This is a genomic window from Pedobacter sp. (assembly GCF_041645105.1).
Taxonomy (GTDB): Bacteria; Bacteroidota; Bacteroidia; order Sphingobacteriales; family Sphingobacteriaceae; genus Pedobacter.
Map to the genome: position 1 here is coordinate 47895 of NZ_JBAZQQ010000003.1, position 20337 is coordinate 68231.

Sequence of the window (20337 nt, forward strand, 5' to 3'; positions counted from 1 at the left end):
TTGATTAAAACTGAACTTCTAATCCGAATGTAAATACCTTACTTCTAGGATAACCTCCCCAATCTAACCCTGGAGTCATTGGATTGCCTCCTGAAGTACTAACTTCTGGATCATAACCGCTGTATCCTGTCAACGTAAGCAAATTTTGTGCTGATGTAAATACTCTTGCTTTCGACATATAAGCTTTTTTAGTCCATGCAGCGGGTAGGGTATAGCCTAATGCAACACTTTTCAACCTTACAAAAGAACCATCCTCAACAAAGCGGGAGTAAACATCGTTTGTAATATATCCATTTGTTGAAGGAACTTTGTTTGAAGCATGTGTAGGTGTCCATCTATCTGCAACTTCTGCAAGCATATTTCTACGTCCAGAACGAGATTGTGTCGCGTATAAACGAGTTGCGTTATAGATATCGTTACCATAGTTGAATTGTACCATCACACCTAAATCAAAATTCTTATAGTAGAATGTATTGTTAAAACCACCATACATTTTTGGAATAGCATTTCCTATAACAGTACGGTCATTAGTAGATATAATACCATCACCATCCTGATCTTTATACTTTACAGCTCCTGGAGCCAGGTTTGTAATACGTCTGTTGTCGGTAACTCCATCCTTTAAAATCAGTTTTCCATCTGGTGTAGTATTGAAGTCATTGTACTGATATACGCCATCAAATTCATAACCGTAAATTAGACCTAATGACTGACCAATAATAGCTGCATAATCATTCTCAGTAAAGTTACTATCAAAACCAGAGCGTGTGTACATCGCATTTGCGCCGGATTGAAGAGCTACCAATTTATTATCTATGAATGAAATATTGAAATTAGTTTCCCATGAGAAATCTTTCTTTAGGATAGGTTTACCTGTTATACTTAGTTCAAAACCCTTGTTCCTGATTTTTCCGATATTCTGATATTGGGATGAAAAGCCTGTTAGTTCTAAAAGTGATTGGGCTAATAGAAGATCCTTCGTGTCTTTGATAAAGAAATCAGATACCATAGTCACACGATTTTTTAAGAATCCCCAATCAATCCCCATGTTAATGGTTGAGGAGCCTTCCCATTTCAGGTTATCATTTTTAAGTTGCTTTGGAGTCAATACTGTGTAAGTAGTACTTCCAATACCATATTTGCTAGGCTCGTAAAGATCTAACGAAAGGAAGCTCGCAATCCTATCGTTACCAACTACTCCCCATCCTAAACGAAGCTTAAGATCAGATATAGCACTAATATCTTTCATGAAACTCTCTTGAGAAATACGCCATGCTGCAGAAAATGAAGGGAAGTATCCCCATTTGTTTTTCTCCGAAAACACAGTTGATCCATCGGCCCTTATTGTGGCAGTTAACAAATATTTATTGTCAAAGTTGTAGTTGGCTCTGGCGAAAAATGACAAAAGCTTCTTATCTGAATAACCTGAATTTACACGGCTTGGTGTAGCACCTACTCCTAAATTGTCATTACCCAGATTGTCGAAAGGAAAATCCATTGCCTGACCTAACAAAAATTCAGAACTGTTGAAAGATAACTCTTGTCCTAACATCACATCGTAAGAGTTTTTGTTGTCAATTTTCTTTTTCCAGGTCAGGTTATTGTAGTTAGTCCAACGTAGATTTTTGCCCATTTGAGTTTGTCCATAAGGCTTTTGACCATTACGGAAAGCCTCTTTTGAACCGTTTCTATAAAACAGATCGTTACGTGAGTAGGTTGTATTGAAGGTTCCAGCAGAACGGAAAGTCAATCCTTTCATGATTTCCCAATTAACTGATAAGTTGGAAGACCATAACTCTGTTGCTCTGTTATTGATTACAGATTCTGTTTGTACGATAGGGTTTACCTGAGCCAAACTTGAACCATCTTCCAGTATTTCAGGGTCGATAGCCGATGTCAAAAGTGTTTCATCATCTACTTTTAATCCACCTGTTGGCCTTGCACTAAAAATCTGTCCAAGCATGTTAAATCTTCCAGCATCTGCTGTAGTTCCAACTCCCGATCTAAGTGTCTTACCATAGTTTATTGTTGCATCTACTGTTATATCTCTGGTTAGTTTTTGGTTTATTCTCATTTTGGCTGCTGTTCTACCAAAATCACTATTGTTGAATATACCATTTTCATTATATCTGTTTAGGGAGAAATTATACTTAGTTGTTTCTATACCACCACTTACAGAGAAATTTTGATCATGTGACCAGGTAGGCCTGAATGTTTCTTCTTGCCAATTGATACCTTTTACGCCAATATAATCTTCGGCTGACTGGTATTTGTAAGGTATTCCATTTTCATCAACACCTGGTTTATAATAAGAACCTGCATAGGCACTGTTTACATCTGCTTGTAGTTTTACAAACTCATAAGGACTCAATAATTCTAATGTTTTATTGATCTGACGGTACGTGCTAGCATTGCTGAATGCAATCTGAGGTTTACCCACCTTTCCAGATTTAGTGGTAATTAAAACCACTCCATTTGCTGCTCTTGCTCCATATATAGCTGAAGCTGAAGCATCCTTTAATACTTCAATAGATTCTACATCTGAATTTGACAGGAAATTAAGGTTGGCTACTTCAAATCCATCTACAATATATAGGGGAGAAGCATCACCTGTTAATGTTCCAACCCCACGAATGTTGACATTAAAACCAGAACCTGGTTCTCCGTCATATTGTGTGATTTGAACTCCGGAAACCTGACCACCTAATGCACCTAATACTGAGCTAGATTTAAAACCTTCAACATCTTTTCCTTTAACAGTAGAAACGGATCCTGTAAGATCACTACGTTTTACTGTACTATAGCCCACTACAACTAGTTCGTCCAGAAGCTCGTTATCAGGTTTTAATCTGATAATTATGTCGTTCATGTCACCTATTCTAAGGGTTTGTTCCTTATAGCCTATATATTTTACTTTTAAAGTTTCACCTTTTTGGGTAGATATAGAGAAAGCACCATTTTCAGTTGTCATTGTACCACCAGGTTTCCCTACAATGGTTATTGATGCTCCTTTTAGAGGAGTATTTGTTTCGTCTAAAACTTTTCCTTTTAAGGAAATTTTTTGGGCAGAGAGACTTAACGACCACAGTAATGCCACCATGGTCATGATGAATCCCTTATTTACACTTATCTTTATCATATTACGCATTTCTGTTCTTTTTAAAATTTCGTATCAAACCATACAACGATAGGGAATACCTGTGATGTGCTATTAACAGGGTCATTTCCATCGGTTCCAAACGTGATTTGTCCGATCATTGCCCCATTGGCTGCTTCTCCATTTGAAGTCCACTTATTGGGGTTAACAACCAACTCAAAAGTTAATGGATCTACATATGCAAGCGCATTATTGGTGCTGGCCCTGTTAGAATAATAGGATAGAGGGTCTCTTGAACCATAATTTGGATTGATGTTTCTGCTCTCGGCATATTGTTCCCAAAGGCTGCGCATAAACGATCCTACTACAGTTGGTTGGCCATTCACCTGAGTTCCGAAGAAATTATAATAGTTAAACGTCCTTCTATAATCCATTGTCAATTTGCTCTTATCAGCGATTCCTGTAATTACTGGTTTTGCTGAGCGACCACCAGAATTTGGGTTTACCTGGAAAGCAAAAGGTGAATATTCAATTACTGCCTTCTCTCCATTAGGAGCTGTTACGGGTTCAGATTTATGCACAAATACCGGAGTTTGAACGGAATATTCTTCTGGTGTTCCTTTTCCTGCCGTAGCAGTTACCATAAAAATAGCACATTGTGGTGCAGCAATACCATTTAATGTGATCTTTCCTGTACTTGCATCTATTGTTGTTCCAGCTCCCTGATGAATATTTTTAATTTCATAAATCAAGCTTACTGCTGCATCTGTTGTTGGTGTTGGACTTACTGTTGAAAGAGCTGCGCCAACTGGAATACGGAATTGGTTTGCATAGTTTTCTACCGCAGCTAAACCAAGGTTATTTCCATATTTTATGAAAGTGAAGAAATTTGGATTTGCACCAATTGTTAGGGTAAAGGTAGCCGTAGACTCATTTTTAGGGTTAGTAGCTTTTACTTTTACCGTGTAGGTGCCTTTAGCTATTGTATTGCCTTTAAGGGCGCTAATTTGTCCTTGTGCATTTAAAGAGATTTTACCTTGTAATGCAACTGGTAGCTCTACAAATTCAAAACGAACTTCGTCCCCTTTGAAACCTGCGGCTGGACTTATATCAAAAGCAACTGCTTGTATAGCATTCTTATTCGGATAGCTAAATAATTGTATAGGTTCTATAAATTCAACAACATCCAGTACAAAAACATCGCTAAAATCAACACCGGTCTGATCGTATGCATTCTTTGCGTTTACTGTAACCTTATATTTTTGTCCTGCAGTAAAGCCATGGTTTTCTGCAACAGAAATAACACCCGTTTGTGCATTAATCGCTATTTTATTTGTAGCTGGACTAATGCTTTTTATTGAGTATGAAAGGTCGTTTAATGAACCTTTAAGTGTTGGTACGGTACTTGTAAATGAAGTTTTACCACTTAGTGCAGATTCTTCTTCTATCTTACCTGAAGAAGGTGTGTAGGTTAATCCCAAAGGCTTAGAAATAATATCTATCTCTACTGCATTTTGAAATATTCCTTCATCTTCACCCGATGCTCCCGTAGTTAATTTAAGGGAAAGAACGTACTTCCCAGGTACTAAAGTTGCATCACCTTTAACAACTGATATAACTCCTGTAGATGATATTGCAAAGTATTTAGAGAAATCACTTTTAGCTATTTCATATTTTTTGATTGAAACGTGGTTTTTGTTTGTTGTTACCTGGGCGGTAGGTAATTCAACAGTGTTCCCGGCATCAATGATGTCTGCATAATTAACAGTCAGCTTGTTTGGCTCAACTGTAATGCCCTCTGGTACAGGTCTCATCATATTCACATCAATGGCATCTTTAAAGTCATACTTCTTTCCATTAGAAAAACAGCTGATAGAAATTTTGTAAACTCCAATAGGCATACCCTTAGTTTCCTTTATACTAACACTTCCGTTATCAGCATTGATTTCGAAACTATTACCAGTATAAGCTGCGCCATCAATAGTGATGCTCGTAATTTCGAAAGCGCTTGGTGCAGCACCAATATAAGAGGGAGACGCAATAACGCCCGACATTGATGGGCCAATATCGGTCATGCCTGTATAATGTATTGTGAAAGAAGTGGTATCAATAACTTCTTCCTTTTTACAACTTGCTGTAAAAAGCAGTAAGATAAACGTCCACGATAAATATCGTTTTAATTTTAGATTAGTATTTGTTGGCTTCATAATGATATGAATTTTATAGATTACAATTTAAGTTATATGTTCTTCCATCGATGCTAACTTCTAAAGCAACACCAGTTTCCTGGAAGGGCTGTTTAAATTCTGCGTTGATCTGTACAAGATTGGCCTGGCTGCTAGGATACAATACTGTAATGTAGCGAGCTGTTTGTCCAGCACTTTTTGTCATGTTAACCGTATAGGCTTTACGATTAGCTTCAATACCTTTAGCGTAAGAAACTTTCCCATCAAATGCCAGAGTAGTTAAGGCATCGCTTCCAAAAGTTCTCATAATCATATTGTTGCCGTCGGTAAAGTTTGTATGGGCGCCATTTTTATCGGTACTTACAATAACTTCACTATTTCCTTCGCACAAATTTAAATTAAGGTTTACTGTTCCACTAGCAGAACCAATACCCTCATCTACCAATACAAAAAAGGACTTGTCAACATAAAATACATAGCGACGGTGTTTTAAATTCGTATAGCCTTGGTTTTCTGTCACTACAATTTCAGCTTGACTGTTGGATACTACTGCTAGAGACTTGCCTTTAGCGTTAGTGATATTTTTGTGATCTAAAGTCAAGGTATTGTGTACCCTGGTTTGGCGATACCATAGTCTATTCGCATCATCTCCATCGCCGGTATAGGCAAACACACCTGGGTCTGGGAAGAAATTGCGCCCTTTATGATATAGCTCAAAAGTTCCATTGTCCGGTTGCTTATGACTCCATACCTGCAGTGAGTTTGTTGTTGTATTATTGTTGCTCAGGATAAACATAGTTGATGATTTGTCCCACCCATTACGTAATACATAGTATCCAGATGATGTGAATGCTTTAGGGGTAGTAGCCGGAATCTTACCATTTTTACCATAAGAGCTCATGTAAAGCAACTCTTGTTCATCAGGAAACATTTCATTATAGCGGGTAAAGTTACGATTGAGTACTGATCTTGACCAAGAGACCTGTCTTGTATCATTAAAGCCTGGGACATACTGACTATTTGATGCCGCAGTGGTGAAATAATTAGGATAAGTGAAATTCATAACCACCTGTGTTGCCTTACGTAAATAATCCTTAAAGTTTGAAGCAACGTTTCCTACAATCGCTTTATTAGCATCCGCTAATTTCATGATTTCGTAGAAGTTGGCAACAGTTCCGATATGATAACTTAAATCCAACTCATAATGCATACCATCTGCTAAAAATTGGGTTTTAACTTCTGTATCTAGTATTTTGAAACCTTCAGTCATCCACTCCGAAGCTTTTTTAAATTCTGGAAATAGTACACCAGCAAAAGCCAATGAACTGCCTTGAGCAACAAGAATATTTCCTTCGCTATAAGGATATTTCACAAGGAAATCGGCATGTTGGCTAAACTGAACCATGAATTCAGAAAACCACTCTGGAGTAAAGTTTGTAGAGTTTTTGTAATATTCAAATATTTGCGTTTGTGAGCTAAGACGCTCTGCAACCTGTAACTGCCACCAGGTTGTATTGTTGGTTCCCGTTTCCGGCATAGGGTTTTGTACTAACCAATCTTTATAAACCTTAATCCACGATTGGATATATTTCTCATCTTTAGTAGTACGGTAAGCTTTTGCCTGTGGTATAAACCACTGATGTCTGTGTAATTGCTTCTGGTATTCATTGTCAGCTCCTACTGGTTCGAATAACCAATTTAAGGCATTACCATTATTCAGAGAGTAGGGCATCTTTTTAACTGCATCTTCATAATAATTGTTGACGAAAAAGCGATTTTCTAAAGCATAATCGGCTTTAAGCTTATCATCTTCAGAAACCGTTACATTTAACAACGAAAGATTCGGGTTAACAACATTTGTGCGTAATCTATAATATTCAAGAATAGCTTTAGCTGCTTCATATTGTTTATCGGCCTCAAACAGGCTTTTAGCCTTTTCCAGTCCTGGATAGTTTAGATTAATAATTTCGAAAATCTTAGAGTTTATAACGCTATTAGGCTTTATAACTCCAGGAGTCCCTGAGTTAGTTGTAGTTTTTCTATTAGCCTCTTTTTTGCAAGAAAGGAGTAAGAAAGTGATACATATGTAAATGTAATACTTCATGGTTATAATTTGGTTAGTCTGGCTTTAGTTTTTTTATCCCTCTTTTAATAGCAAAGGTTGCATATATATCTTTTTTAGGATTTCAATTTTGATTTTTATCCTTTAGGTATGGGTTAATAACAATGATTTAAATGCTGATTAGTGCCCTTTTCTTGTATTAGACAGTCTTATTAGACACACAATTTTTAGACATTGAGAAGCCATGAATCTACTTGATTTAGATTCTGTTTGTTTAGAAAACTTAGAATTAATCAGGTATTTAATCTTTTTATTTAATTTTTTCGAACCAAAACTAATCTGAATTGTTATAGGGTCTATCCAGTTCTTGAATTGACGTACTAGTAAAGGTTCGTAGATAGGAAAAGAATTAAGTAAAAAGGTTTAAGAAAAATAATATCTTAATGAAAGCACTCATTTTAAAAGTTGTGAACTTACTTAAAGCAGAAACCAGTCTAAATTGTATGGTATTGCTTAAAAATGATCAAATTATCCTTGAAATTAGTAATGAGGATTTCGAAAAGTATATGGGAGTGTTTGTATCACGTATTCATCATATTGTAGATATTAATCTTCCTCAAAGGAACGAGGATTTAACAATTATCATTAGAAATAAGGATAGACTATTGGACAATACAATTAAAATATGGAGGCCTGTTGACCGTGGCTATTTAGTTGATGAAGTTTGTTAAATAGAAATGTGCTTATGCAGACAATGCCCAATGCTTTGATCTCTTCAATTTTAGACAACGATTTTTATAAAATTACAATGCAACAGGGGGTGATCCGCTTATTTCCTGGTGCAAAGGCAAGATATAAGTTTATCAACCGCGGTAAACATATTTTTCCTGAAGGTTTCTCTGCCGCCCTTCGTAAAGCTGTGAATGAGATGGCGCTTCTTAAGCTGAGTAAAGAAGAAAAGCAATTCCTGGCAGTGACCTGTCCATATCTTGATCCTGTTTATCTAGATTTTTTAGAAGGGTACCGGTTTAATCCCGAAGAAGTGCATATTGAACAAGAGGGAGATCAATTGAGTGTGCATATCGAAGGTCTTTGGTACCGAACAATTTTGTGGGAGGTACCTCTAATGAGTTTAATTTGTGAGCTTTTCTACGCGATGAATCACTCTGAACGGATAAGCAAAGAGGAGATCATCAATAAGACCAGAGAAAAAATTGAAAAATATAGGAAATTGGGGATTACTGTAGCAGAATTTGGTACTCGCCGGCGTTATTCTTATGAGGTTCATCGTTTGGTCTTACAGGCTTTATCTGAATACGGCGCCGGGTCTTTTATCGGAACAAGCAATGTTCATATGGCTATGTTACATCAGACCAAACCAATAGGTACCCATGCACACGAGTGGTTTATGTTCCATGCTGCATATTATGGTTTTAAAATGGCTAATGCTATGGGATTGGAGCATTGGGTTCAGGTTTATCGTGGGGATCTTGGTATAGCTTTATCTGACACCTATACAACAGATGTGTTTTTTCGTCAGTTTGATAAAATGTTCTCGAAATTATTCGATGGTGTAAGGCATGATAGCGGAGACTCACTTGAATTTGCTGATAAGGTTATTGCTCATTATGAGCATATGGGTATTAATCCAAGAAGTAAAACCATCATATTTTCAGATGGATTGGATTATGAGAAGGTGGAACGTATTGCTGCGTACTGTCGTGACCGGGTAGGAATGTCTTTTGGTATAGGAACAAACTTCACCAATGATGCTGGACCAAAAGCCATGAATATTGTAATTAAAATGACAGAAGCGCTTCCAAAAGATGCTGAGTGGACTGAAGTGGTGAAACTATCGGATGAACCGGGAAAACATACAGGAACCGAAGCAACTATTAATCTGGCAAAGGTTATTTTGAATATTCCATAGTTTTCTTAGTATATCTTCAACAGGTAAATATCTGCTTGCAATTGATCATTATCCTTATCTTCACATAACAAGAAGGATAGTTCATTTTTCTTATTGTGCTTTAGTGTCAGCCCTTCGAATTTGTGTCGATCAGAAATTTTTTTAGTGAATGTTATTTTCATTGTTTCAATGTCAATACATCCTATGATGCTTCCTGAAACCTCTCCGTCATTATAGGTAGAATTTGTATTTTCTGCTGCTGCTAAAAAGTAAAATTTATCTTCCACTTTGATCGCATCTGTAAAACTAGTGCGGATACCTTTAATTTCTGGGAGCTTTAATTCGGTATAAGTAATTTTAGAATCATTAGCTAATTCCTTACTATGAAAGGTGAAAACAAGGTTTTTCCCTGAATGCCCGTTTCCGCGGTTAAAAAAATACCAGGCATTTCCACTACAAACAACTCCTTCAATATTAAAGTTTTCCGCATCTAAGCCAGCCAAAGCCTGCATTCTTTTGTATAATGCTGATAAATCCTGAACGGAAACCCTTTCTTTGGTATTCGCATTTAATTGTACCATTTTGTTCCGGTTTTCAGTTGATCCAGATCCAAAAAGACAGAATGAACTTTCATAATAGGAGAGTGCTTCAAAATCAGGTTTGAGCTTCTTTTCAATATTTTCAGCAGGATTTTCACTCAGCGCATAACGCTTTAAGTTTGATGATTTGAATTCATACTCATAGAAGTAGGAACTGTTATCGCCTATTACATAAAGTGAATTGTCTTTTAAAAATAAACCAGAAGCGGAACTTATTCCTATAATATGAAATAACAATTCAAGCGTGAAACTATTCATTTATAGCTATTTATTAGTATTATTCTATTGTTTTTTCCTTTTTGAATTCCGTTGGCGTGCATCCGTACTTGCTTTTAAACAAGGTAGAAAAATAAGTTGGAGAGGCAATGCCAACCATATAAGTAATTTCTGAAATGGATAAGTCTTCATTTAATAGCAAGTACTTTGCTTTTTTTAATCTTTTATTGATGATATATTCCGATACACCACAGCCCATCAGGGCCTTTACTTTTCTGTATAACTGAACCCTCGAAATACCAATCATCTTACATATTTCCTCCACACTTAGATTTTCATTGGCAAGATTGCTTTCTACGATTCCTGAAAACTCATTAAGGAATTTTTTATCTAGTTTACCCACCATATTTATTCTGGAATCAACCGGTAGTTCAGCACTATAATGGCTGCGCATCAGTACCCTATTGTTAAGCAGGCTGATGATAGACTCCATTAAGAAGGTCATATTAAAAGGTTTGCTGATATAAGCATCAGCCATTGCCTGCATTCCTTCGATCTGGTGTTCATCACTTGTTTTAGCAGTGAGCAATATTACTGGGATATGGGAAGTTCGGATGTCATTTTTTAAAGAATTCAACAATGAAATACCAGACTTACCGGGCATTACTATATCTGATATAATCAGATCAGGTACTTTTTCCAATGCTTCATTCAATCCGGTTTCTCCATTATCAGCGGTAAAAACTTCATAATCTGCAGACAACCTTTGCTTTAGGAATCCCAGCATATCTTCGTTATCTTCTATGATAAGAACAGATTGTTCCTTTAAAGTGTTAAAAACAGGAGTCAGATTGCTTTTTACTTGGTTTGCCTGCTCCAGTTCAATCGTATATAGTTTAAAATTATGATCATCAATCACATAAGGGCTGGCTGTTTTGTCCAAATTTTCATCTATTTTGAAATGTTTAGAACCCAATGGAAGTACGATGTAGAAGCTCGTACCTTTCCATTTTTCACTTTTTAATTGGATACTGCCATGGTGTAAGGTGATAATTTCTTTAGATAGGGACAAGCCGATGCCGGAACCTTTTGCACGGTCATTTTCACCTTGATAAAAAAGGTCGAAAGCATGGTTTGCATCTTCTTCAGACATTCCGACACCATTGTCTTCCACCCAGATTTGAACCCTATTGGTTTCAGCGTCCTTTTCTATCCTGATATGTATTCTCCCATGATCGTTTGTAAACTTAAAAGCGTTAGAAAGCAAGTTAAAGATTACTTTATCCAGCATATTTACATCAAACCAAACATCAAGCTCCCTTTCTGTAGTTATGACACGCAGATCTATTTTTCTCCTTTTTGCAATATCTTTGAAAGCGTTTGCGATGTCCTTAACAAAAGCTATAAAATCATTTTCAGACGGATTGATACTTTGGTTATCATACTCTATTTTTCTAAAATCAATGAGTTGATTAACTAGTCGCAACAGCCTTGATGAATTTTTATGGATCATGTTAAGGTGTTTCTTTGCTGTTTCCGGAAGTTTGTTGTCTTCCAGTAGTTCTTCTAAAGGAATATTGATCAGCGTAAGTGGTGTACGGAATTCATGTGATATATTGGTAAAGAAATTAAATTTTGCTTCGGAGGCTGCATTGGCTTTTGCAGACATTTCAATAAGCTGTTGCTGATGAAGCAGAATCTCTTCATTTTTTGCTTCCAGCACCTTGTTGTTTTTCCAGTTTTCTCTGAGAGAATACAAGGCTACGCTTCCAAAAACAATGGCAAATACAAGACTAATAACAAGGATATTGAGAATGATCTGCTGGTTGTTGTAGACTTCCATCTGTTCTTCCAGCATTTTCTGTTGCCTTTCTATGTCTTTCTGCTGGCTATTCATTTTGTCAGCTTGCAGTCTCATCAATTGCACATTACTGGAGTCTGCAACAAGGGTTTTTAGAATGTTTTCCCGATTGAATGGTTCGTTGTTCAAAATATTCAATGCTGTTCTAATAGCCTCTTTTCCACCTGTAGGATATAGCATTGATGATTGTATAGTGCCATTCGCAATTTGTTGCAGACCATTTTGAGCCCCAGGAAGTGCATCAACACCCATGATCTTTATTTTTTTCTCAGGTGCAACCTTTTTAAAAGCCAGATAAGCTCCCAATGCCATTTGATCATTGTGAGCGAAGACTATGTCAATATTGAATTTCGAAGGAGCTAGTTTGGTTACTTCTTGTTGGGCCACTTCTTTTAGCCAATTGCCATATACCTGTTTTACAACTTTCACATTGGGGTATGGCTTTAGTCCTTCATAAAAACCTCTTTGTCGCTCTATAGCCGGAGAGGAGCCGGGAAGTCCCATGATTTCAAGAATATTGGCTTTCCCGTTAGCTTTAGTTGCAATATATTCTGCAGCTAGCCGGCCTATTTCGTAATTATTACCACCAACATATGCTGTATATAGACTTGATGATGTTTTCCTGTCGATCACAATAACAGGTATTCCACTGTTGAATGCTTCTTCAACAATTGGTGTAAGCGGTCTGGCTTCATTTGGAGATATAATCAGGAGATTGATTTTCTTTCTGATCATGTCTTTCACATGATTTATCTGGGTATGGTTGTTGCCATTTGCATCCTTATAAATCAATTTCACTTCGGGATGAAAGGAAAGTTCCCTTTTCATTTCTTCCAGCATGGTTTTTCTCCATTCGTCTGATCCTATACACTGGGAAAAACCTATTACATATTCAGTCCGTTTGGTTTCCTTATTGCTACAGCCAAAAAACAGAATGGTAATAAAGAATAAAATGAAATTTCTCATGTCTGGGAGATGCAGGTTTAAATTTGGTAAGGAAAAATACCAAAAGGAATCGGCTTATAAAAATGGGGCGAAGGCCAAAAGTCAAAAGAGCATCATTGGTTTTGTAACGATATGTATCATTTCTTGAAATGTATGTATCAAAATCTATATAAATGGATTTTCAGGTTTATTTTGATTGAGATTAATTTATTGTTTTACAGACTTTTGTGTTAAAGTGGCATTGTTTAAAAATTTGAATGCATTTGAATTGAAATTTAACATCAAAAGACAAGTATTTCTTCTTCTTTGTGATGTAAAAACCAAGTATAAACTTCATGAAGAAAAATTTTGTCATAGCGTGGTCGCTAGTAGTAGCATTAGGAGGCTTTCTTTTTGGCTTTGATACTGCGGTCATTTCAGGTGCGGAAAAAGCCATTCAGAATTACTGGGGCTTAAATGTTTTTGAGCATGGCTTAACAGTATCAATTGCATTGATCGGCACCGTTTTAGGTGCTCTTATAGGTGCTATACCATCAGATAATTTCGGGCGTAAAAACACTTTATATCTAATTGCAATTTGTTATTTATTATCTGCATTAGGAACGGCACTTGCCCAGGATTGGGCTGTATTCCTTAGCTTCCGGTTTTTAGGAGGTATTGGTGTAGGTATTTCCTCTGTAGCAGCTCCGATTTACATATCTGAAATCTCTCCAGCGCATTCCAGAGGAAGGTTGGTTGCCCTTTTTCAGTTCAATATAGTACTTGGTATTCTGATTTCTTATTTATCCAATTACCTTATTGGCAATAGTGGAGAATCCTCTTGGAGATGGATGTTAGGAATTCAGGTTGTTCCATCATTGATCTATTTATGCCTAATTCCACTGGTTCCTGAAAGTCCACGATGGCTTATTTTGCAACGTAACCGGATCAGCGAAGCAAAAGAGGTCCTTAGAAAGGTTAGTCCCATCAATTTTGAAAAAGAGTTGGAAGACATTATACAATCAGGTCAGCATCAAAAGGAGCAAGCCAAAGAGCCTTTATTGTCCAGAAAGTACAAGCGTCCGGTCTTATTGGCCATTTTGTTTGCGGTATTTAACCAGGTATCTGGTATCAATGCCATCATTTACTATGCACCCAGGATATTTGAAATGGCGGGCCTTGGAGCTCACACTTCTCTGTTGTCAACTATAGGAATTGGGTTGGTTAACTTTACCTTCACGCTCATTGCTATTGGTTTTATAGATCGTTTTGGTCGAAGGAAGTTAATGCTTATCGGCTCTTTTGGACTTATCATTTCTTTAGCACTCGTATCATACACCTTTTATACAGGTAATTTCAATGGTTTGCTGATTACCTTTTATCTCATGCTTTACATTGCTTTCTTTGCTTTTTCGCAAGGCGCGGTCATTTGGGTCTTTATTTCCGAAATTTTCCCTAATGAAGTACGTGCTAAGGGCCAGACACTCGGGAGTTTCACCCACTGGATCATGGCTGCCATTATAGCTTTCAGCTTTCCTTATTTCGCTGAAGAGCTGGGAGGGGGCACTACTTTCCTCTTCTTTTGTATCATGATGATCATCCAACTCCTTTTTGTATGGAAGCTTATGCCAGAAACAAAAGGGAAGTCACTGGAACAGATTGAACATAATATTATTGTCCATTAGTTTATAACATAGATAATCAGTTTAGAAAATGAAACAGGAAAATAACCGTGTAGTATGTTTTGGAGAAGTTTTATGGGATAATTTACCAGAAGGAAGAAAGCCCGGTGGTGCACCGATGAATGTTGCTTACCATCTCAATCAACTTGGAATTGAAAGTAATATAGTTAGCCGTGTAGGGGATGATCAACATGGTAAAGATCTCAAAAGCTTTATTGATGGAAAGGGAATACCAGTTCAGTTTATACAGAAAGATACAGAGTATAAAACCTCTGAAGTGGCAGTCCACATTTCTGAAGATAAGGAAGTTAGTTATGAGATAATGTATCCAGTAGCCTGGGACTTCATTTCCTCTGATTCTCAAGTTGAACAGATGGTTAAACAGGCAGATGCATTTGTTTATGGAAGTTTATCTGCACGTGCCGAAATGACCTCTAATACTTTGTACAGGCTTTTGGAAAATGCATCATACAAAGTATTTGATATCAATCTGCGTCCTCCTTTTATCGATCAGGAGAAACTAGAAAAGTTGTTGCAGATGGCAGATTTGCTAAAGCTGAACAAACAGGAGCTTGAACTCATTGCAGGATGGTACAACCTGGAAAATCGTACTGAGCGGCAAAAGACATCTTTTTTGCTTGATCGCTTCGATATAAAAGAGATGATCGTAACTAAAGGTAGTTCTGGAGCTTCATTTTACAACGGAAGTAAAGAAATACATAAAAATGCTTATAAAGTTGTAATTCAAGATACTATAGGTAGCGGAGATGCATTTCTTTCTGGGTTTATTGTAGCGAGGTTGAATGGTAAAAGTGAAGAAGAGGCTCTTGAATATGCGACAGCTATAGGTGGTTTTGTGACTATGAATATAGGTGCTTGTCCATCTTACTCTCCTCTGGAAATAGAATCTTTTATTCAACAAAATCAAGAGAATATTATATAAAGTATTAATTTAACCAAATAGATATGAAACGAATTTTAATGAAAATAACAGCCCTTTCGGCTCTGCTGGTTGTGTCAGCTGGACTGGTTGTTCAAGCCCAAACTCAAGCTGATTATACATCTAAAGTACCAAAATATACATTTAGCACTACTTTAAGTAAACAAGAGAAAGAATTAAAAAATAATCCTTTACTGAAACGTTTTGAAGCCTCGAGGAAGGCTTTGGCAGCAGATAAGCATCGTCCCTTTTACCATTATATCACACCAGAAGGACGCTTAAATGATCCTAACGGATTATGTTACTGGGGTGGCAACTGGCATTTATTCTACCAAGGGTATCCGCCTGAAGATCCACGTCAGCACTGGGGGCATGTGGTTAGTAAAGACCTGATCCACTGGCGTGATTTGCCTTATGCAATTTATCCTAATCCTGAGGAGAAAGTGTTTTCTGGATCTACATTCGTAGAAAATGATAGGGTAATCGCGATGTATCATGGAACGAAAGTAGGAACAATGGTAGCTACCTCATCAGACCCTTTGTTACTAAACTGGGAAAAAGTAACTGGACAATCTGTTATACCTTATCCTAAACAAGGAGAAAAAGTACCTTATAACATATTTGATCCAAACATTTGGAAGAAAGGTGATCATTATTACAGTTTGCTGGCCGGTGTTCGTCCGGTTGGGCCTGGTGGGAAAAATATAAGGACTCATTTTTTAATGAAATCTAAGGACTTGAGTAAATGGGAATATATGCACCCATTTGTAGAAAAGGATAATTATGGCTTGGTAGGCGATGATGGAGCTTGTCCTTATTTTTGGCCAATAGGTGATAAAGGCAAATATATCCTGCTTCATTTTAGTCATATGAGTGGAGGTAAATATATGATCGGCGATTACGATCAGAAGCGAGACAAGTTTGTTGTTACTGATGGTGGAGATTTTAACCATGGTCCGGTTTCTAAAGGAGGGATACACGCACCATCTGCTTATCCTGACGGAAAAGGTGGTGTTGTAGCAATATTCAACATGAATTCTGGAAAGCCTATTGGGAATGGGAATTTTACAGAAATGATGACCTTACCATGGTTGCTTACGCTTGATGAACATGATAAACTTCAGATTCAACCAGCTGGTGATGTGGAGTCATTAAGGAGAGAGAAAGTGTCAATAGCTGAAACTGTTTTACCAGCCAATAAAGAAGTTGTTCTTAAAAACGTTTCGGGTAATGCGATGGAACTGAATCTCACTGTTGATCTTCAAAAAGCTACAACTCTAGAGCTTAATGTCTTGCGTTCGCCAAATAAAGAAGAATACACCCGTATTTTATTCTATAAAGATGGAGGATATAATGGTCGTGCTGATGTGAAAACTAAGATACAATACAGTGCAGTATCAATTGATAATTCCATGGCTTCTACATTAAATTCTGTGAAGTCACGTGTAACGGAAACTGCTGATGTGGAGATCAAAAAAGGAGAACTGGTGAATATGAGAATATTTATAGACCGTAGTATCGTTGAAGTCTTTGTAAACGGACGCCAATGTATTGCTGTTCGTGCTTATCCTGATAGGGAAGATAGTAATGGTGTATCGATTCAGGCACGCGGAAATGATGCTTTGCTTAAATCGCTTGACGCCTGGCAAATGGAGAATGTTTTCAGTAAAAAGTAAACTATTTTCTATCCTCTGGCCTAAAATACCATGACACTGTCGTTAGGACTAACAATAATACTGGTCCAAAAAGATTCGTAGCAGCATCTCCAACGATCAGATGAGAAATAACGGCACCTGTCATGGTAAAAAAGAAACCTGCGTAAGCCCATTCCTTTAGTAAAGGGAATTTAGGGATAAGCACTGCTATAACCCCTAATATTTTCCAGACACCAAGGATGGTTAACAAATAGGAGGGATAGCCCAAAGTTGTCATCAGACTTACTTCTTCTTTCATTTTAAGTAACTGTACTATTCCTGTTGATATCATTCCTAATGATAGCCAGAGTGTAGCAATCCAATAGATTACTTTGGTTGTTTTAGTTGTCATGATTTGTTGTTTTTTGATTTAAGATGTCTTGTAAACGGTTATGTGCCATATTGATACCCTGGGCAAAAGGAAGTTTAAGTATTTGATCTCTAACAGCTACTGATTTGTATATAACATGCATATTAAGTTTGCTGGTCTCGTCAGTAAGTTTTTCGAACTGCAAAAACTCAAGTTGAACCTCAAAAGGTGTATTCTCCATTTCAAATGTGCGGGTGATTTTCTGATTTGAAATAATTTCATGAATCACCCCATTCATCTTCAATACAACATTTCCTTTTGGATCACTTGTTTCAAATTGGTAACTACCGTGTTTCTTATTTTCAAGCTTTAAGACTTTCGTCCCCATCCATTGTTCCACAATTTCTGCTTCTATATAAGCTTTGAAAAGCAATTCTACCGGTAAATCAAATTCTCTGGTAATCAAAATCTCCTGTTTGTCATCCAGAGCATTAATTTTTGTTTTTCTTTCCATGGTTAGGTTGTTTTGTAGTTTTTCATGATGGATTCCAATTTATTAAATCTGTCATCCCACATTTGACGGAATGGCTCAATAAAGTCAGCTACTTCCTTCATTTTTTTTGCATTAATATTATAGTAAATTTCTCTACCCTTTTGTTCTTGCTCAAGCAATTCGCACTCCGTAAGTATTTGCAGGTGCTTTGAAACAGTTGGTCTTGCGGTATCAAAATTCGCAGCTATGGCACCGGCAGTCATCGCTTGCGAAGCAACCAATAGCAATATTGCCCTGCGTGTAGGGTCTACTATGGCTTGAAATACATCTCTTCTTACATTCATTATGTAGTTATTTGACTACAAATATAAATGTAGTTATTTAACTACGCAAATTTTTCTGATCTTTTTAAAATGGTTTATGCAGTAAGGATAGCTAAACAAGAGAATTCTGAATTTTTAAAACTTTGAAATTGTAAAGTTTAATATGATGTTTAAAAGGTAAAATGAATATTTTTGAGAAACAATAACAGTAATATGAATCATAATACCAGAGTTACCTACAGTTCTATAGCGTAGCTAATTATGATATTATTATCTTTGTGATGTAAATGAACTTCAGTCAATTATCATATCGAAAAGAACAACTGTTAAGGCTTGTATTTGCCTTTTCATTGATGTTGTCAATTTTCAGTTTGTCCGTGCCTGTAGCTTTGTCTACAATTCAACAGCAAAAAAATAGGGTAGAACTTCCCTGGATCCAAAAAGAAAAGATACAAGGTCGGAGTTTACAATACTCAATCAAACAGGTTTTAGGCAGTTCATTTAATTACTGCGCTTCAATAAGTACATTACCGCTAGAAGCATTATTGAACTATAATCGAAAACAGACAGTTAAGTTTATACATTTTACTAATCTATTTAAGATAATTAAGACCACCATAGTTATTAAATACATTTTTTATAACCATTTAATTACCAGTGATCAAAATGATCTTATCTAATTGATTTGTTTGCCTATAGTTTAATATAGGTAATGAGTTAATTAAGGCTGCTTAAGGGTAGCCATTCTGTATTTTTGTTTCAAATATTATGCAAAGTTTAAAGAAAGTCATCAGGATGTTTATCCTGACAACTCTCATTATATTGGCTTCAGTTGGTGTAGGATTGAGTGGAGGTATAGCTATTGCCGTATCTAAAAGAAGAGAAGATAATCCTGTAACTATAGAGTTGGTTGAAGCTGATAAAGAGAAATCAGAAGATGAAGATTTGTTCCTTTTTTAAGGAACAAATCTTACTGCAACATGTATTTATTCAAATACTTACTACGATATTTCACTGGCGTGCTGCCAATAATCTTCTTGAAGTGCCTGTAAAAGTTAGATGCATTATTGAATCCAGATTCCATACATATTGTCTCCACAGTAAGGTTGTCTTCAATAAGCATTCTGCAGGCATGGCTGACTCTTATTTCGGTGAGAAAGTCGAAGTATGTTTTCTTAGTCATCAATTTAAAGTATCTGCAAAATGAGGTGATACTTAGATTGCTTAATGAAGATATCTCCTCCAGACTAATTTCTCGTTTATAATTGCTCAATGTATAGTTGCAAATCTTATTGATGCGATCCGTATCAATCTTATTGCTTTGATAGAAAGCATGAGAGTTGGTAATTGTTTCATACTCGTCTGATTCAGCAAGTGTACTTAGGATTGACAACAGGATGGTTAGCCGACTTAAATTTTCTGCATTTATTGCTGCACTCATCAATTCCGATAGTTTTTCTTTAGTTTCTCCTTTAATAATCAATCCTCTTTTGGCACGTTCATATAATTTGGAAATCTTATAGGCTTCAGGAAGGTTTAGGAGATCATGGCCTAAGCAATGAGGTAGAAAATGAATTACAATAGCCTCAACATTCAGATCAGAACCCTGTTCAAAATACTTATCCTTACACCTCCAGGTATGTGGTAAGTTTTCTCCCAGCAAGATCATTTCACCATCCGAAAAATTACTGATGTTATCACCTATAAAACGGACACCTTCTCCTTTTTTAATGTAATGAAGTTCCAATTCAGGATGATAATGCCAAAGCGTCCCGAAATTAGGAACAACGTCATTTCGTATACTAAAAGAAGTCTCGAGCTTAACGGGTACTTTGTGGAAATGTGGTTTCATATACAAATTTCTATTTGGTTGGTCTCTTATTAAATAACGCTGATTTCAGTCTGCTAACTAAAATAAAATAAAAATATATGAAAGTTACAGTTAATGATAATATTTCACATAAAGTAGACAAAAACTCGTAGAGTTTTCTATAAAAGGCTCCCCATATTTGTAATATACTGTTTTTTTGATAGATGGTGT

15 protein-coding genes are annotated in these 20337 nt (G+C 36.5%); 6 read left to right on the plus strand and 9 right to left on the minus strand.

The annotated features are described in order from the left end of the window. Nucleotides 1–4 precede the first annotated feature (4 nt). Genes WC623_RS10335 through hepC form a run of 3 tightly spaced genes read right to left on the minus strand, consistent with a single transcriptional unit; the run spans nucleotide 5 to nucleotide 7387 of the window. Nucleotides 5–3139, minus strand: a complete 3135-nt coding sequence (locus WC623_RS10335) for a SusC/RagA family TonB-linked outer membrane protein (protein ID WP_372850654.1) — start codon at nucleotides 3137–3139, stop codon at nucleotides 5–7. 20 nt (nucleotides 3140–3159) lie between these two features. Continuing rightward, entirely contained in the window at nucleotides 3160–5304 is a 2145-nt protein-coding gene (locus WC623_RS10340) for a surface glycan-binding family protein (RefSeq protein WP_372850656.1), read from the minus strand. 13 nt (nucleotides 5305–5317) lie between these two features. Next, nucleotides 5318–7387: a heparin-sulfate lyase HepC gene (gene hepC, locus WC623_RS10345; protein WP_372850658.1), complete on the minus strand. Its 2070-nt coding sequence runs from the start codon at nucleotides 7385–7387 to the stop codon at nucleotides 5318–5320. A 401-nt stretch (nucleotides 7388–7788) separates the two neighbouring features. Between hepC and WC623_RS10350 the strand changes: the two genes are divergently transcribed. Together WC623_RS10350 and pncB are read left to right on the plus strand one after the other, a co-directional pair. Next, nucleotides 7789–8076 carry a hypothetical protein gene (locus WC623_RS10350; protein ID WP_372850660.1) on the plus strand — a complete coding sequence of 96 codons (288 nt, stop codon included), beginning with the start codon at nucleotides 7789–7791 and terminating at the stop codon, nucleotides 8074–8076. Nucleotides 8077–8099: 23 nt separating this feature from the next. Next, nucleotides 8100–9275: a nicotinate phosphoribosyltransferase gene (gene pncB / locus WC623_RS10355; RefSeq protein WP_372851855.1), complete on the plus strand. Its 1176-nt coding sequence runs from the start codon at nucleotides 8100–8102 to the stop codon at nucleotides 9273–9275. A 5-nt stretch (nucleotides 9276–9280) separates the two neighbouring features. Here pncB and WC623_RS10360 read toward each other — a convergent pair whose 3' ends face one another. Then, entirely contained in the window at nucleotides 9281–10111 is an 831-nt protein-coding gene (locus WC623_RS10360; protein ID WP_372850662.1) for a hypothetical protein, read from the minus strand. A gap of 19 nt (nucleotides 10112–10130) precedes the next feature. Next, nucleotides 10131–12896, minus strand: coding sequence for a substrate-binding domain-containing protein (locus tag WC623_RS10365; protein WP_372850664.1), 2766 nt, complete (start codon nucleotides 12894–12896; stop codon nucleotides 10131–10133). Between the two features lie 314 nt (nucleotides 12897–13210). On the opposite strand from WC623_RS10365, the gene WC623_RS10370 reads away from it, so the two are divergent. Genes WC623_RS10370 through WC623_RS10380 form a run of 3 tightly spaced genes read left to right on the plus strand, consistent with a single transcriptional unit; the run spans nucleotide 13211 to nucleotide 17152 of the window. After that, nucleotides 13211–14539, plus strand: coding sequence for a sugar porter family MFS transporter (locus tag WC623_RS10370; RefSeq protein WP_372850666.1), 1329 nt, complete (start codon nucleotides 13211–13213; stop codon nucleotides 14537–14539). 28 nt (nucleotides 14540–14567) lie between these two features. Beyond that, nucleotides 14568–15479 (plus strand): carbohydrate kinase, encoded by a 912-nt coding sequence (locus WC623_RS10375; protein ID WP_372850668.1) that lies wholly within the window; start codon nucleotides 14568–14570, stop codon nucleotides 15477–15479. A 23-nt stretch (nucleotides 15480–15502) separates the two neighbouring features. After that, nucleotides 15503–17152 (plus strand): glycoside hydrolase family 32 protein, encoded by a 1650-nt coding sequence (locus WC623_RS10380; protein ID WP_372850670.1) that lies wholly within the window; start codon nucleotides 15503–15505, stop codon nucleotides 17150–17152. Nucleotide 17153: 1 nt separating this feature from the next. On the opposite strand, the gene WC623_RS10385 is transcribed toward WC623_RS10380, so the two are convergent. Genes WC623_RS10385 through WC623_RS10395 form a run of 3 tightly spaced genes read right to left on the minus strand, consistent with a single transcriptional unit; the run spans nucleotide 17154 to nucleotide 18317 of the window. After that, nucleotides 17154–17522 (minus strand): DoxX family protein, encoded by a 369-nt coding sequence (locus WC623_RS10385; protein ID WP_372850672.1) that lies wholly within the window; start codon nucleotides 17520–17522, stop codon nucleotides 17154–17156. Beyond that, nucleotides 17512–17994 carry an SRPBCC domain-containing protein gene (locus WC623_RS10390; RefSeq protein ID WP_372850674.1) on the minus strand — a complete coding sequence of 161 codons (483 nt, stop codon included), beginning with the start codon at nucleotides 17992–17994 and terminating at the stop codon, nucleotides 17512–17514. Before WC623_RS10390 ends, WC623_RS10385 begins: the two co-directional genes overlap by 11 nt. 2 nt (nucleotides 17995–17996) lie before the next feature. Then, on the minus strand, nucleotides 17997–18317 hold the full coding sequence (locus tag WC623_RS10395) for an ArsR/SmtB family transcription factor (protein WP_372850676.1): 321 nt from the start codon (nucleotides 18315–18317) through the stop codon (nucleotides 17997–17999). Between the two features lie 747 nt (nucleotides 18318–19064). On the opposite strand from WC623_RS10395, the gene WC623_RS10400 reads away from it, so the two are divergent. Continuing rightward, nucleotides 19065–19256, plus strand: a complete 192-nt coding sequence (locus tag WC623_RS10400; protein ID WP_372850678.1) for a hypothetical protein — start codon at nucleotides 19065–19067, stop codon at nucleotides 19254–19256. 10 nt (nucleotides 19257–19266) lie between these two features. Here the strand turns inward: WC623_RS10400 and WC623_RS10405 are convergent, their stop codons facing one another. Continuing rightward, nucleotides 19267–20148, minus strand: coding sequence for an AraC family transcriptional regulator (locus tag WC623_RS10405; protein ID WP_372850680.1), 882 nt, complete (start codon nucleotides 20146–20148; stop codon nucleotides 19267–19269). Between the last annotated feature and the right edge of the window lie 189 nt (nucleotides 20149–20337).